The sequence below is a fragment of the Natronorubrum bangense genome, assembly GCF_004799645.1.
GTDB classification, from domain to species: domain Archaea; phylum Halobacteriota; class Halobacteria; order Halobacteriales; family Natrialbaceae; genus Natronorubrum; species Natronorubrum bangense.
Window position 1 is genome coordinate 1,963,171 of sequence record NZ_CP031305.1, and the last position, 14,066, is coordinate 1,977,236.

13 protein-coding genes are annotated in these 14,066 nt (G+C 62.1%); 8 read left to right on the forward strand and 5 right to left on the reverse strand.

All coding sequences use genetic code 11. The annotated features are described in order from the left end of the window. Positions 1 to 75 precede the first annotated feature (75 nt). Both DV706_RS09800 and DV706_RS09805 read left to right on the forward strand, forming a co-directional pair. Positions 76 to 1,734, forward strand: coding sequence for an acyl-CoA synthetase (locus tag DV706_RS09800; RefSeq protein ID WP_049889635.1), 1,659 nt, complete (start codon positions 76 to 78; stop codon positions 1,732 to 1,734). 104 nt (positions 1,735 to 1,838) lie between these two features. Beyond that, positions 1,839 to 2,264, forward strand: coding sequence for a universal stress protein (locus DV706_RS09805; protein WP_006064793.1), 426 nt, complete (start codon positions 1,839 to 1,841; stop codon positions 2,262 to 2,264). Between the two features lie 223 nt (positions 2,265 to 2,487). Here DV706_RS09805 and DV706_RS09810 read toward each other — a convergent pair whose 3' ends face one another. Then, positions 2,488 to 3,936: an aldehyde dehydrogenase family protein gene (locus DV706_RS09810; RefSeq protein ID WP_006064792.1), complete on the reverse strand. Its 1,449-nt coding sequence runs from the start codon at positions 3,934 to 3,936 to the stop codon at positions 2,488 to 2,490. Between the two features lie 361 nt (positions 3,937 to 4,297). Here DV706_RS09810 and DV706_RS09815 point away from each other — a divergent pair, with 361 nt between their 5' ends. Both DV706_RS09815 and DV706_RS09820 read left to right on the forward strand, forming a co-directional pair. Then, positions 4,298 to 5,161, forward strand: a complete 864-nt coding sequence (locus DV706_RS09815) for an SDR family oxidoreductase (RefSeq protein ID WP_006064791.1) — start codon at positions 4,298 to 4,300, stop codon at positions 5,159 to 5,161. A gap of 115 nt (positions 5,162 to 5,276) precedes the next feature. Next, positions 5,277 to 5,723, forward strand: coding sequence for a universal stress protein (locus DV706_RS09820; RefSeq protein ID WP_006064790.1), 447 nt, complete (start codon positions 5,277 to 5,279; stop codon positions 5,721 to 5,723). Here the strand turns inward: DV706_RS09820 and DV706_RS09825 are convergent. Both DV706_RS09825 and DV706_RS09830 read right to left on the reverse strand, forming a co-directional pair. Next, positions 5,704 to 7,353 carry a spermidine synthase gene (locus DV706_RS09825; RefSeq protein WP_006064789.1) on the reverse strand — a complete coding sequence of 550 codons (1,650 nt, stop codon included), beginning with the start codon at positions 7,351 to 7,353 and terminating at the stop codon, positions 5,704 to 5,706. The two genes, DV706_RS09820 and DV706_RS09825, sit on opposite strands and share 20 nt — an antisense overlap. A gap of 99 nt (positions 7,354 to 7,452) precedes the next feature. After that, complete coding sequence (locus DV706_RS09830; RefSeq protein ID WP_006064788.1) at positions 7,453 to 7,674, reverse strand: hypothetical protein; 222 nt, start codon at positions 7,672 to 7,674, stop codon at positions 7,453 to 7,455. A gap of 120 nt (positions 7,675 to 7,794) precedes the next feature. On the opposite strand from DV706_RS09830, the gene DV706_RS09835 reads away from it, so the two are divergent. Beyond that, positions 7,795 to 8,202: an SRPBCC family protein gene (locus DV706_RS09835; protein ID WP_006064787.1), complete on the forward strand. Its 408-nt coding sequence runs from the start codon at positions 7,795 to 7,797 to the stop codon at positions 8,200 to 8,202. Between the two features lie 24 nt (positions 8,203 to 8,226). Here DV706_RS09835 and DV706_RS09840 read toward each other — a convergent pair whose 3' ends face one another. Beyond that, complete coding sequence (locus DV706_RS09840; protein ID WP_049889656.1) at positions 8,227 to 9,483, reverse strand: CobW family GTP-binding protein; 1,257 nt, start codon at positions 9,481 to 9,483, stop codon at positions 8,227 to 8,229. 377 nt (positions 9,484 to 9,860) lie between these two features. Between DV706_RS09840 and DV706_RS09845 the strand changes: the two genes are divergently transcribed. From DV706_RS09845 to DV706_RS09855, 3 genes are all read left to right on the forward strand, one after another. Then, positions 9,861 to 10,157, forward strand: coding sequence for a hypothetical protein (locus tag DV706_RS09845; RefSeq protein WP_006064785.1), 297 nt, complete (start codon positions 9,861 to 9,863; stop codon positions 10,155 to 10,157). A 3-nt stretch (positions 10,158 to 10,160) separates the two neighbouring features. Beyond that, positions 10,161 to 11,132 (forward strand): ArsA family ATPase, encoded by a 972-nt coding sequence (locus DV706_RS09850; RefSeq protein ID WP_006064784.1) that lies wholly within the window; start codon positions 10,161 to 10,163, stop codon positions 11,130 to 11,132. A 180-nt stretch (positions 11,133 to 11,312) separates the two neighbouring features. Then, on the forward strand, positions 11,313 to 13,178 hold the full coding sequence (locus DV706_RS09855; protein ID WP_006064783.1) for a carbon starvation CstA family protein: 1,866 nt from the start codon (positions 11,313 to 11,315) through the stop codon (positions 13,176 to 13,178). 202 nt (positions 13,179 to 13,380) lie between these two features. On the opposite strand, the gene DV706_RS09860 is transcribed toward DV706_RS09855, so the two are convergent. Continuing rightward, positions 13,381 to 14,013: a hypothetical protein gene (locus DV706_RS09860; protein WP_006064782.1), complete on the reverse strand. Its 633-nt coding sequence runs from the start codon at positions 14,011 to 14,013 to the stop codon at positions 13,381 to 13,383. Between the last annotated feature and the right edge of the window lie 53 nt (positions 14,014 to 14,066).

Below are 14,066 nucleotides of genomic sequence, written 5' to 3' on the forward strand. Positions count from 1 at the left end.
CCGCTTCGAGCGTGCCCAATGGTCAGACGGCGACGTGCCGAAAAATGCTATGTGCTGGCCCAACAATCCTCACGCATGACATGGACGGTGATGCCGACGTTCGACGAGTACGCCCACGCCAGGGAGACGTTTCAGTGGGAGCTTCCCGAGTCGTTCAACCCTGCCGTCGACTTCCTGCGGAAACACGACGACACGAGTCGCACGGCGCTTCGATACGAACAGCCCGACGGCGGCCTCGAGACCTACTCCTTCGACGATCTCGATGCGCGCTCCGACCGGCTTGCGGCCGCCCTCGCCGACCTCGGCGTCGAGGCGGGCGACCGTGTCGGCGTCGTCGTCCCCCAGAAACCACAGAACCCACTGACCCACCTCGCGAACTGGAAGCTGGGTGCCGTCTCCGTTCCGCTCACTGTACTGTTCGGCCGCGACGCACTGCAGTACCGACTCGCTGACAGCGAGGCTGTGGCCGTCGTCGTCGATCCGAGTGTTCGCGAGACGATCGATGAGATCCGCGATGAGTGTCCCGCCCTCGAGCACGTAATCGAACTCGGCGATGGCTCGTCGGTCGACGGCGACGCCCACGCCTTTGAGGACCTGCTCGTGGCCCACGAGCCCGGTATCGACGTCTACGACGCGACGCCGGAGACGCCGACGGCGATCATGTATACGAGCGGCTCGACGGGCCCGCCGAAAGGCGTCCGTCACAGCCACGCGCTCTGGCTCGGCCGGGCCGCCGCGGCGTACAACTACTTCGATCAGGGCCTCGAGGCGGGTGAGACGACGGTGTGGACACCTGCAGACTGGGCCTGGGGAGCCGCCCTCGGCGGGACGCTCTTTGCGGCGTGGCACCACGGCTGTACCGTCGTCGGCTGGCCCCGAGACGGGTTCGACCCCGAGGCGGCCTACGACCTCATGGAACGCCACGGCGTGACCGAGGCGTTTATGCCGCCGACGGCGCTTCGGATGCTGATGGCCGTCGACGACCCCGAGGGGCAGTTCGATCTCGCCCTCGAGACGTTTGCCTCGGCCGGCGAACCGCTCACCTCGGAGGTCGTCGACTGGGTCGACGAGACGTTTGGCGACGTCGCGATCAACGAGTTCTACGGCCAGACCGAACTCAACCTCGTCGTCGGCAACTCCTCGAGTTGGTTCGATACCCGCCCGGGGAGTATGGGGAAACCGTTCCCCGGCTACGAACTGGCGGTGCTCGACCCCGAGACGCACGAGGAACTCGCAGCCGGCGAGACGGGCGAACTGGCGGTCAAGCCGGGTGATCGCCGCGTGTTCTTCGACGAGTACTGGAACCTGCCCGAGAAGACGGCCAACAAACAGACTGAATCGGGCTGGTTCCTCACCGGCGACCTCGTCAAACGCGACGTTGAGGGGTACCTGTGGTTCGTCTCCCGGACCGACGACGTAATCCTCACAAGCGGCTACCGCGTCGGGCCGATGGAAGTCGAGGAGGCGATTCTTCACCATCCCGACGCTGAACAGGCGGGCGTCATCGGCGTCCCCGACGAAACTCACGGCGAGGCGATCAAAGCCTATGTTCAGCCAGCAAGTGACGATTACAACCCCGACGAGTTCCGCGAGGAGATCCGCGACCTCGTCCGGGACCGACTCGCCGAGTACGAGTATCCACGGCGGATCGAATTCATCGACGAACTGCCGACGACGACCACCGGCAAGATCCAGCGCCGGTCGCTGCGCGATCGTGACGGACTCGACGAGTAACAGGTCGTCCCGGAGCGGCCCGTCTCGAGTCGCAACGGCGTGTTTACGCTCTCGAACTGACAGCCGGAGTCGGTTTTATTAGTGTGGTATGTGATGACTTTACCATGCATCGCGTCTTAGTCCCCGTCGACACGAACGAGGATCGAGCGATCGCCCAGGCCAGATACGTCACTTCACTGCCAGACGCGTCCGAGTCGGTCGAGGCGTATCTCCTGTTCATTTTCACCGATGATAGCGAGGACCTGCCCAAGGATTTCAAACAGTTCAAATCGGCATCGCGAATCGGTTCTGTCCGGCGAGCACAAGAACACCTCGAGGACCACGACATCGACGTCACCGTCCTCGAGGGCAGCGGTGACGTCGAGGAAGGCGACATCTTAGCGCGGGCCGACGAGTACGATGTCGATGCGATCGTCCTCGGTGGGCGGAAACGCTCACCGGTCGGGAAGGCGGTGTTCGGCAGCGTCACCCAGTCCGTGATCTTGAACACTGATCTCCCGGTCGTCGTGACCGGCGGCAGCGGCGACTGATCGGGTCTCGAGCGCTTCTGGAGCGATCTCTCGGTGTACGCACGTGACAGCTACACGCACAGTTCATCCGCTCGTCCGTCGTCTCCTGTTCGACGGTTGTGGTTGCTCAGTGATTGATGCGGTGCGTGTTGCGGGACGACTGCAACCGGCTGTGCAGCGCTGTAGTCTGGTCGAAGCCGTCTGCCAGCCGAGTAACGCACAACACTGTCGAGTTGCTGTGCGCTCAGTGTCCGTCCTCGTCGAGATTTATCGCGATATTTTTGGTCTGGAGGTACGAATCGAGCGCCTCGAGGCCTTTCTCGCGACCGATTCCGCTCTGTTTCATCCCACCGAACGGCGTTTCGACCGAGCCGCCGAACCACTCGTTTACGTAGACGCCGCCGGCGTCGATCTCGCGAGCCACGCCGAGCGCTTGCGTGATATCTCGAGAGAACACGCCACCTGTCAGTCCGAACTCGACGCCGTTGGCGATCTCGAGCGCCTCCGTGCGATCCGCGAACGGAATCACCGCAAGCACTGGCCCGAAAATCTCCTCTTGAGCGATCCGCATCTCGGGTTCGACGTCCGAGAAAACTGTCGGCGGGACGAAATGGCCGTCGCCGTCGAGCGGTTCGCCGCCAGTTTCGAGTGTCGCTCCTTCCTCGAGCCCGGTCTCGATGTAGTCGACGACCGTCTCGAAGTGCTCGGCGTGGTTGAGCGGTCCCATATCCGGATCGTCCGTACCCGGACCGAGGTCGTACGACACAGCGTGGTCGACGAGTAACTCGATGAACTCGTCGTAGATCGATTCGTGAACGAGCGCCCGATCGGCCGCAGAACAGATCTGACCGGCGTTCGTAAAGATGCCCGTCGCGATCCAGAACGCCGCCTCGTCCAGATCCGCGTCGGGCATGACGATCGCCGGGTTCTTCCCGCCGAGCTCGAGTGTGACAGGGGTAATCGTCTCCGCTGCGGCTTTCATCACGGCCTGGCCCGTCGGCACGCTGCCGGTGAACGTGAGTTGGTCGACACCGTCGTGTGACGTCAGTGCGACACCGGGCTCTGTCCCGCCGGTGACGACGTTTACGACGCCGTCAGGAACGCCGGTGTCTCGACAGAGCGCCGCCAGATGAAGCGCCGACAGCGGTGTCGTCGGGGCCGGTTTCACCACGACCGTGTTTCCGGCCGCCAGAGCAGGTGCAACTCCTCGAGCAGTGATGCTCAATGGGAAGTTCCACGGAATGATCTGGCCGCTGACGCCGTAGGGCTCTCGAACGGTCATATCGAGCGTCTCGTCACCGCGTGGAATGCTCTTGCCCTCGAGTTTGTCGGCTGCGCCGGCGTAGTACTCGAAGTATCGGGCCGCGTCTTCCACGTCGCTTTGGGCCTGCGTCAGCGGTTTCCCCTGATCACGGCTTTCGATTTGCGCGAGGTCGTCGGCGTTAGCTCGGATCTGTGTCGCGATATCCTGAAGGATCTGTCCTCGTTCGACGGGTGTCTTCGAACGCCACGCCGACACTGCCTCGCGAGCCGCGCCGACCGCTCGGTCGACGTCAGCCGTGGTTGCTTGGGCGAACTTCGCGATAGGCTCGCCGGTTGCGGGATCGTTCGTCACGAGAGCGTTGTCTGTCGATGCGGGTACCGATTCACCGTCGATGTGGAGCTGGTAGTGGTCGTTGAGATTCATGATCATACGTGCGCTGGCAGTGGCACAGCGGAATACGCTGGGTTCGCTTGCACCACCCCTCTAATCGGGCCAAAGGAACTGTGACAGATAGCGTTATTGGTTACTTGCCCAACAAATAAACCCCTAGTAGTTTCATTTCGACCATCAGTGACCAATAACGAACCCAATGGCGGTTACACGACGATGCGAGATCGACACCCCATATTCGATGTTATCGGCGTGACATACCGAGCATCTCGGCTGCGACCGTCCTCGGTGGTCAGTCGCGAATCTCCGCCGGTACCGAGAAACGTAAGACACGTTCGACGGCGTTGATACCCGCTTCCGGTTTACAGAGCCTTATCAGCTAGCCGGTGAATGCGAACGTATGACAGTGTCCCAACCGGATCTCTCCGGACAGACGGCGTTTATTACGGGAACGACACGCGGCATCGGCAAATCGATCGCGCTTGCGCTGGCCGAGCAGGGCTGTAACATCGTCTCGACCGGCAAGACGAGCGAAGAAGACGACGACTACGCGGATAGCGACCTCGAGGGCTCGATCGAGCAGACGGCTCGCGAAGCCAGGGATCACGGTGTCGAGGCGTTGGCGCTCAAACTCGACGTTCGCGACGAGGCAGCCGTCGAGGCCGCAGCAGAGCGTGCAATCGAGGAGTTCGGCACGGTCAACATCGTCATCAACAACGCGAGTGCGATCCAGCTTGCGACCGTCGAGGAGCTACCACCCAAGCGGTTCGATCTGCTGACTGACGTGAACGTGCGAGGGACGTATCTCACCTCGAGGGCCTTCGCCGACCACCTGCGCGAGGTCGACAACGCGTGGCTGCTGACGAACGCGCCGCCAGTTGGGATCGACCGCTCGCCGGGTTCGGGACCGTACGCGTGGTCGAAACTCGGGATGACGTTCATCACGCTGTCGCTTGCGAGTGAACTCGGTGGCGACGACGTCGGCTGTAACGCCTTCTGGCCTGTGACCGCGATCGATACGCGTGCCACGCGGTACTTCGGGATGGGAACCGAAGACGACTGGCGCACCCCCGAGATCGTCAGCGACACCGTCCTCGAGATCCTCAGCCGTGACCCATCCGAGTTCACCGGCAACAGCGTCTACGACGAGGAACTCCTCCGAGAGGCTGGCGTTGACGACTTCTCGACGTACAACCTGACGGAGGGCGATCCGGCCCCAACCTCGGCACAGCTGTTCGATCCCGACTACCGTCGGTCGGAATAGTTCGTTCTCGTTATCTCTACAGCTCGAGCTGCTGTGGCGTCACGAATTAGCTGCCAACGGAGCAAAACCGTCGAAACGCCTATTGAGGGGCGAGATAATATCACAGACGATACTGATGTACGACCGGATACTCGTGCCGACGGACGGAAGCGACCCAGCCACCGCCGCAATCGAGGAGGCAATCGAACTCGCCACACAGAACGACGCAGAACTCCACGCGCTGTACGTCGTCGAGCCCATTCCGCTCGGCGGCTTCTCGGCCGGTGCAGAACCAGCGTCGGCCGAGTGGGGTGACGTCGTCGAAAGACAGCGAGACGAAGGAAACGCTGCGACCGCCGAGATCGCCGAACTGGCACGCGAACACGACCTCGAAGTCGTCGAAGCGATCGAACACGGCAAGCCCAACGTCCAGATCCTCGAGTACGCCGACGAGCACGACATCGATGCGATCGTGATGGGAACCCACGGCCGATCCGGTGCGGATCGCCTAGTTCTCGGCAGCGTCACCGAAAAGGTCGTTCGAAAGAGCGACGTGCCCGTCCTCACTGTGCGGATGGGGTGATGGAACCGGCTGACCACGGTCCGGTGTCGCCGCTGGCAGTGGCTTCGGGGCTGACGATGTGAGCCGGTGCGGTCGGCTCGCTCGAGCTCCCCTCGGTCTCCTCGATCACGTACCGTTGGCCCAGCATGGGGTCGAGCAGGCTATCGACCTCGCCGCGGTCGTCCCGGAGGATGGGTGCGTCGTCGTCACCGGAATCGGCCATGTGGTTGTCGATCGCGCCCGACAGGTCGACGCCCAGCTCGCGATCGGCATTTCGTTCGGCGAGATCGGCCTCGCTGAACCCGCTCTCGTCGTTCGTGGCGACGATCTGAATGTTCTGGATGGCACTCGAGTCTGAGGTCCGGAAGCTGTAGGTGTCCGGGAAGACCTCGTTCATTGTCCGCTGTTGGGCGTGATAGAACTCTGCGGCGGGGCCGCTCGGTGACGCGATGACGTTGGCGTGGAACACGCCGTCGTCAGCCAGTCGATCACTGACGAGGGTCATGAACTCGATGGTCGTCAGGTGGAACGGGACCTGATCTTGCTTGTAGGCGTCGAGAACGATGACGTCGTACGTTTCGTCAGTGTGCTGGAGGAACTGCCGGCCATCGTCCGCGTGGGCGGTCATCGTCTCGCTTTCCTCGAGGCCGAAGTATGCCTCGGCCGCGGCGGTAACGTCGGGATCGATCTCGACGACATCGACGGTGACGTCGTAGCGCTCCTCGAAATCCTGCGGGCCGGTGTACCCGCCGCCACCGATGAACAGCACGCGGTCGACGTCGTCGATATCGTCGGTCATGAGCATCGGCAAGTGGAAGTATTCTGTGTACTCGAAGACGTGGCGATCGGGCTCGCTGAGGTCGATTGCGCTGTGGCGAGCGCCATCGAGGTACATCGTCCGAATCTCGCCGTCGTCGACGATCTCAAGTTGCTGGTGGGCTGTCTGGGTCTGGTGGACGACGTCGCCGCGGTGGTCGTAGGCGACCGGCCCGACACCGGTTGCGGCGACGAGTAAGAGGACGACGACAGCGCTTGCGATGAGTGGCTTTCGCGAGACCGAAGGCAGGGTCAAAATAACGGCCGTCCCGACGAGGAGGACACCAAAGAGGAGGCCGATGGTATCGATGCTCATCGCTGGGATGAAGACGAATGTGGTCGCGGCCGAGCCGAGGATGCTCCCGATCGTCCCGAGGGCGTAGACGTGGCCGGACGCCTCGCCAGTTCCCGTTTTCTGTGAGAGTTCGGCGGCGTAGGGGCTGATGAAGCCGAGCAGATACGTCGGGGGACCGAACAGGATGATCGCAGCCGGGAGCGCGGCGTATCGCGGCGGCAACGCCAGTGTCGACGTCTGTATCAGAAGCAGCTCACTCGCGTAGATCACGATCGCGACGTACACTGCTGTCGCGAGCAACAGCCACGACATCTCCCGATTCGTCGCACCGCGTGCACGTTTGCCACCCTGCCAGTAGCCCAGGCTCAACGCCGCGAGCACGACTGTCAGAATGCCCCCAACGGTGTAGATGTGGCTGCCGAACTGTGGCGCGATGATCCGCACCGCAAGAATTTCGAGGCCCATACTGATGACCCCGGCGACGAAAACCGCGAGTTCGGGCTTTGTCGGCCGATACGTCGCGGCGGTCCGCAACTCCATTAGCTGGGGTGAATAGATCCGTCCGTGAGTAGTTGTCGGCTCGTTGCAGGACTTTGCGTCCGACCGTGGGTAGCACTGACTCGCCCACAGCCGCCGTCACTACCGCGTCATTACGTGCGTGAGCACGAACAACGTGACCGCCACGGCTGCAACGGTTGGCAGTCCGTACTCGAGGGCCCCGATGAGCGACCCACCCCAGACGATCATCACGGCAAACAGTAGCGAAAGGATCGCGTTCAGTATGACCAGTACGCGTGGGTCGCCGCGGGAGGACTCGAGGCCCTCCTGTAAGCCCTCTCGGTCAGTGTCGGGGTCAGCCATGCCGGGATACGGGACCGTTGCTCACTTAGCCGTTTCCCTGTGTGTATCGCCTATCCGAGCCGCCAGCATCGGCAGGCGGCGACACCGGCATTTATGCCAACTCCCCCGAACGTGGTCGATATGCAGGAGGTAACGGTGTCTCGAGTCGTCGATGCGTCGCCCGTCGTCGTCTCGCGCTGGCTCGACCCACCGACGATCGTCGAAGCGGAGGGAAGTTTCACTGTCGAGACGATTGACGACCAGGCCGACGCCACCATCGTCGTCGCCAGCGGGCCCGGGATGCAGCTGCCGCTGCGTTTCGAAGAGCGTGACGGTGGAGTCTACTACACACAGGAGGGCGAACAGGGACCGTTCTCCCACATGGAGACGTGGATCGACATCGAGGACGTGGCCGACGGCACGCAGGTCACGTTTCGGTCGTCAGTCTCGCTTGCGGCACCGCTGCCCTTCGGCGACCGGATCGCCGCCTGGAAACGGAAAGGCGAACTCACGCGCGCACTCGAGACGCTCGAGGCTGCACTCGGGTAACGAATCGTCGGTGGGCGCTGGTTCTCAGGGCTCCCGAAGCACCACGTCCACGTCCTCGTCGTTCGGAAACGGGTTCTCGAGGGCGGCCGCCTGGTCCCACTCTTCGTCCGTAACCAGACAGTCCTCGAGTGCCGACCGCAGCGCCGTCTCCTGGGTGTCGGTGCCGATGAAGACCAGTTCCGTCTGCCGGTCGCCGTGCTCGTCGTGCCAGTCGAGGTCGGGTCGGTTGGACCGGTACAGATCCTGTTTTATTTCGGGGAGTGCGGCGATCCACGGTCCTCTGACGCTCGCTCGAATCGACGGGCCAGCCTGGGAGACGTCCACTTTGACGTCTCGACCGGCGAGCCACGTGATGCCTTTCGATCGGATGATACTCGAGGGGAGGTCCTCGAGAAACGCCGCAAACCGCTCGGGATGAAACGGCCGGCGCGCACGGAACACGAACGAGTCGACGCCGTAGCGCTCGTCAGGATGGCGGTGGTCGTGTTCGTGGTGGTCGTCGTCGTGACTGTGATGATCGTGGTCGTGCTCGTCATCATCATGGTCGTGGTCGTGCTCGTCGGCCAGCGCGTGCTGCCAGCCAGCTAACTCGCCCATTCGGCCGGCGTCGAACAGGTCGACCCCGAGGAGACGATCGGGATCGACTGCGCTGAATTCCGTTCGGATCGTCTCGGCCTCAGGCTGGAGTGCCTTGACGAGTGTCTCTGCCTCCTCGAGTTCCGACGGCTCACAGAGATCTGTCTTGTTGAGAACAACGAGGTTTGCGACCTCGAGTTGCTCGATCAGCAGATCTGCGAGTGGGCGTGTCTCGTCGTCGCCGTCTGTCCCCTCGCCGCGGCGTTCGGGGACGCCCTCGCCAGCGAACGTATCGAGAAAGAGCCGTGTGTCGAGGACGGTCACGAGCGCGTCGATCTCGTAGCTGGCCGCGACCCGTGAAGCGGTCGTAAACAGCCGTGCGACCGGTTCGGGCTCGGAGATCCCCGAGGACTCGACGAGCAAATGATCGAACGATCGTTCACGAGCCAGTCGGACGACCGCGGTCTCGAGGTCGTCCTGGAGTTCACAGCAGATACAGCCGTTCGACAGTTCGGCGACGCCGCCAGCGTCGAGATCCGAGCCGTCGGCGACCAGGTCAGCGTCGACGTTGACCGATCCCATATCGTTGACCAGCACGGCGAGGTCACGGCCGCCGGCGTTTTCGAGGAGGTGATTGAGCAGCGTCGTTTTGCCCGCACCGAGGCTCCCAGAGAGAACGGTGACGGGGATCTCGTTTGAGTGCATACCGAGTGGTTGTGACTCGAGCGCAAAGAAGCGTCGTCTCACTGCTTCGACACCGTGTGTCACGCGGCAGCGACTTCGGTCTACGTGGTGACTGGTGAGTGGACTGTCAGTATCCGATGCTGTTATTAGCCCGCAGTTTCGACTGCTACCCACGGGAGCATTGGCATCGCAAGACACACCACCAACTCCCGTTTTCACGACATCGTGACGGTGCCGAGTCGTGACGCCGTGTGCCCGTGTGGCAACGGCTACTGTGGTGGGAGCCGGTAGGCATGTTACCGTTTGCGGTCGACACTGGTAACTGTTCGGCAGACACCCGTCTGACGAGCGGCCCGGACGCGACATACTTTTGTCTCCGGGCCCGAGCATGACCGACGATGACACTCGCCGATCGGATCGAATCCTTCCGCGCCACGCTCGAGGAGTGGCTTCGCGGACTCTATCATGGGATGTTCACGCATCCAGCGTACGAGAAGATCGAGGCCGAAGCCGAGGACACAGAGGACGCGTTCATGCTCGCGTGTTTCCCCGACGCCTTTGGCATTCCAAGCCCAGTCTCGTACTATACGGCTGAACTCCTGCCCTATCTCGAGGACGAATACCAGTCCTGGGAGCGTCGAATGTGGGATCGACAGTCCGTCATCGAGCGCAAGGGCCACCAGTATCATTTCTAATCGATGGCACAGTTCACCTTTTTCGGCGGCAAAGGCGGTGTCGGCAAGACGACCGTTTCGAGCGCCTATGCGCTCGAGTGTGCCAATGCAGGTCTCGAGACACTCGTCGTTTCGACGGACCCAGCACACAGCACGGCCGACGTCTTCGACCAGGAGTTCGGCGACGAGCCCCGATCTGTCGAGGGATACGACGGGCTCTCGGCGATGGAGATCGATCCCGAACAGGAGGTTCAGGACCACCTGCAGGATCTCAGACGGCAGTTGAACTCCCAACTCAGCGCGGCGATGGTCAACGAAGTCGACATCCAACTCGAGATGGCCCACCAGACTCCCGGCGCCTACGAGGCCGCGCTGTTCGATCGGTTCGTCGACGTGATGCGAAACGCCGACCCCTACGATCGGGTCGTCTTCGACACCTCACCGACCGGCTCGACGCTGCGACTGCTCGCCCTGCCGGACCTCCTCGAGCGCTGGATAGAGCGGCTGATGGACAAACGCGAGCGCAGCATCGATCTCTTCGAGAAGGCCGCGATCGGCAAGCAAGAGCCTCGGCGCGTGATGGAGGGCGATCCGATCCTCGCGCGCCTACAAGGGCGCAAGGAACGCTTCGAGTACGCCGGCGAGGTGTTGCGTGACCAGTCTGCTTTCTATCTCGTCTTGAATCCCGACGAACTTTCGATCAGGGAGACAGGGCGCTCGCTCGAGACGCTGTCCGACGCCGAGTTACCCGTTCGCGGACTCGTCGTCAACCGTCTGACGCCCGAACCGGAACCTCACGAGGAGGGCCGCGGTGCGACCTACCTCCGGGATCGGATCACGACCGAACGCGACCGACTCGAGTACATCGAGACTGCGTTCGACACGCCGGTGGTCGCGACGATCGAGACACGCGTCGAGGAAGTCCGTGGGAGTATTCTCGAAGACGTCGCGGGCGACCTCGAGATTTCTGTCGGCGACGAGCCGCGGGCGAGTTGAGCCGGGACCTCAATCATCTTACGGAACTGCCATTCCGACAACTTTCCATCCCGAAATTGCTGCACTTTTACACGTATGGCCATTTTAACGCGAGTTAAGAGTATGAATATAAAGCAGCGGAACGTCAATGAATTATATTTATATTCCTCCCGTTCGTCGCACGTCTAGAGACACAATACCATGGCAGGTGTAATTTGGATCGTGGCACTGGTGCTGGTGACGTTTACCACCGCGTACATCGTGTACGGGCGGTACCTCTCGCAGTTCGTGGGGCTCGACGACAGTCGAGAGACGCCAGCACACAAGTACCAAGATGGACAGGAGTACGTACCGGCGAAGAAGCCGGTCTTACTGGGGCATCATTACTCAAGTATCGCAGGCGGCGCGCCTGTTGTCGGACCGATCACAGCCGCATTGGTCTGGGGCTGGGTGCCGGCTGTGCTGTGGGTTGCAATCGGGAACCCGCTGCTCGGTGCGGTCCACGACTTCATCTCGCTGTCGAGCAGTCTTCGACACGAGGGGAAGTCGATCGGCTACATCATTGGTGAGTACGTCGGTGAACGCGGCAAGAACATGCTACTGTGGTTTGCGTTCTTGCTGACGATCCTCGTTGTGGCGGTGTTCGCACTCGTCATCGCGGTCGTGTTCGACGCGTTCCCATCGGCGGCAACCGCGAGCCTCCTGTATGTCACACTCGCGTTCGTGTTCGGCATCTGGCTCTACCAGCTGGGACTGCCGTTCTCGGTGGGGACGGTCGTCTTCGTCGCCGGTGTGTTCGGCTCGGTCTGGGTCGGTATTCAGTACCCGCTCGCGATCGTCCCCGGCGATTACGCCGCTGGAACGACCGTGTTGCTCGATTCGACGTCGTTCTTCCCGGAACTGCTCGGGAGTGCCAACATCGGTGCGTGGGTGCTCGTAATGCTCGTTTACGGCGCTGCGGCCAGCGTCCTGCCGGTCTGGATGCTGTTGCAGCCACGTGACTACCTTTCGTCGTTCCTTCTGTACGCAGGGGTCGGTGGGAGCCTGCTTGCGGTCATCGTCGGCACGTACATTACCGGAATGGGGGGCGACGCCATCCATCCCGAAACCGGTGCAGAACTGAGCTTCGAGATCACGACTGGGGCCTGGTACGGCTTCCTCGGACAGGGTGGCCCACTCGCCGATTCTCTCCCGCTCATGCCCTTGCTCCCGCTGTTGTTCCTTACCATCGCGTGTGGGACCATCAGCGGCTTCCACTCGCTGGTGTCCTCGGGGACGACAGCCAAGCAGCTGAACAAGGAGACGGACGCTAAACTCATCGGCTACGGTGGGATGCTCGCAGAGGGACTGCTGGCTGCAGTCGCCCTCTGTGCGGTGACGATCGTCGCGATCCCGGCCGCCACCGAAGGAATCGGGCTCGCACTGCCGAACTTTGCGACCGGCGGTGGCGCAATCCTCACCGCCCTCGGAATCCCCTTCGAGTACGCCGTGCCGTTCATGGCGCTCGTGCTCGCGAGTTTCCTGCTGACGAGCATGGACACGGCCGTCCGACTGGGCCGGTACATGTTAGAGGAGATCATCGGGACGCCGGAGACGCCAGTCGAGTCGTATGCGGCAAACCGGTACGTCAACACGACGGCTATCGCCGTCCTCGCGTTCTTCCTGCTCGGTAGCGGTCGGTGGGAGGACCTGTGGACGCTGTTCGGCGGCGCAAATCAGCTGCTGGCGTCGCTGGCGCTGCTGACCGGGACCATCTGGCTCGCAAACTGGGACAAGTCCAAACAGCTGGTCTCTACCGGTGGCCCGATGATTTTGATGGCGTTCATCACTGTCATTGGTCTCACCTGGACCGCACTCTATACGATCCTTGGCGGGCGGCTGCTCGGCATCACCGCCGAAGCGGAGACATCGCTGCTCGGTCAGTCTTCGGCCGTCGTCCAGATCGTTATCATCGCAACCCTCATTTGGCTGGCGCTGTCGCTGCTCAAGATCGGCTACGACAACATGACAGCAGCTGGTGACACAGACAGCGGACTCGCCGCTGACGTCAGTACTGACGACGACTAATCACGACTTCGGGTCGCGATCCTCGACCGCATCGACGCCGTTTTTTGACGACTTCAACCGACTCGAGACATGCAGCTGTCTCGCGATGCAGACAAGGGAGTACCGTACTGTCGGTGTCGGTTGTATAACAACAACTGAACCGATGTGCACACTGATCGAACGATAACTGTGCGATCAGGTGTGTATCGACGTTCAGTGGCTACTACAGCTGCAGTCGCCGCGAGAGCAGCCCGAGCAACCCTGGCTCGTCCTTCTCGATCGGATCCCAGAGCCGGAACGCGGTCGCAACGTCAGCGTTGTCGCTCGCGATCAGCTCTTTGCTGTCGGGAGCGACGACGGCCAGATTGATCTCGTAATGGCCGTGATAGCCGTACTTCAGCAGCGTTCGCCCATCGAATCCGGCGATGCGTTCAGCGATCGATTCCGGGATCGAAGGTGCAACCGCGACGAACGTAAACTCCGTACAGAAGTGTTCTTCGTCGGGTTCGATCCACTCATCAGCCAGCCGCTCGCCGAGTTCGACGAACCGATCGAGCGTTCGATCGTCGACGCGGTCGACCTGTCTGACAAAGAGGTGTTCGGTCGACTCGTGTTCCGCCAGCGAGAGTGCCGGATGGAGGAAATGTTTCTTGCTCACCAGCGCCATCTTTCCATACAGCGTGAACTGCTCTCCCTCGACGGCGAAATCCTTCTCGAGGTCGTAGTTGTGCATGAGCCGGTCGCTCACCCGGTCGACGTACTCGTCGTCCCAGTCGGGAACCTCCTCGAGGTGCTCGTCCATCCGCCGGTCGGCCGCCGTCTCGCGTGACTCCGTGGCGGACTCGTCGTCGTCCATGTGTGGTGATGCCACGTCGCGAGTAAAAGTCCGTCGCCACTGCGGTCGCAGTC

Bases quoted from the DNA above. Each gene is read 5' to 3' on its own strand.
- DV706_RS09840 (WP_049889656.1), bottom strand. From the start codon at position 9,483: ATGCACTCAAACGAGATCCCCGTCACCGTTCTCTCTGGGAGCCTCGGT.
- DV706_RS09820 (WP_006064790.1), top strand. From the start codon at position 5,277: ATGTACGACCGGATACTCGTGCCGACGGACGGAAGCGACCCAGCCACC.
- DV706_RS09800 (WP_049889635.1), top strand. From the start codon at position 76: ATGACATGGACGGTGATGCCGACGTTCGACGAGTACGCCCACGCCAGG.
- DV706_RS09815 (WP_006064791.1), top strand. From the start codon at position 4,298: ATGACAGTGTCCCAACCGGATCTCTCCGGACAGACGGCGTTTATTACG.
- DV706_RS09845 (WP_006064785.1), top strand. From the start codon at position 9,861: ATGACACTCGCCGATCGGATCGAATCCTTCCGCGCCACGCTCGAGGAG.
- DV706_RS09835 (WP_006064787.1), top strand. From the start codon at position 7,795: ATGCAGGAGGTAACGGTGTCTCGAGTCGTCGATGCGTCGCCCGTCGTC.
- DV706_RS09830 (WP_006064788.1), bottom strand. From the start codon at position 7,674: ATGGCTGACCCCGACACTGACCGAGAGGGCTTACAGGAGGGCCTCGAG.
- DV706_RS09825 (WP_006064789.1), bottom strand. From the start codon at position 7,353: ATGGAGTTGCGGACCGCCGCGACGTATCGGCCGACAAAGCCCGAACTC.
- DV706_RS09805 (WP_006064793.1), top strand. From the start codon at position 1,839: ATGCATCGCGTCTTAGTCCCCGTCGACACGAACGAGGATCGAGCGATC.
- DV706_RS09855 (WP_006064783.1), top strand. From the start codon at position 11,313: ATGGCAGGTGTAATTTGGATCGTGGCACTGGTGCTGGTGACGTTTACC.
- DV706_RS09850 (WP_006064784.1), top strand. From the start codon at position 10,161: ATGGCACAGTTCACCTTTTTCGGCGGCAAAGGCGGTGTCGGCAAGACG.
- DV706_RS09810 (WP_006064792.1), bottom strand. From the start codon at position 3,936: ATGATCATGAATCTCAACGACCACTACCAGCTCCACATCGACGGTGAA.
- DV706_RS09860 (WP_006064782.1), bottom strand. From the start codon at position 14,013: ATGGACGACGACGAGTCCGCCACGGAGTCACGCGAGACGGCGGCCGAC.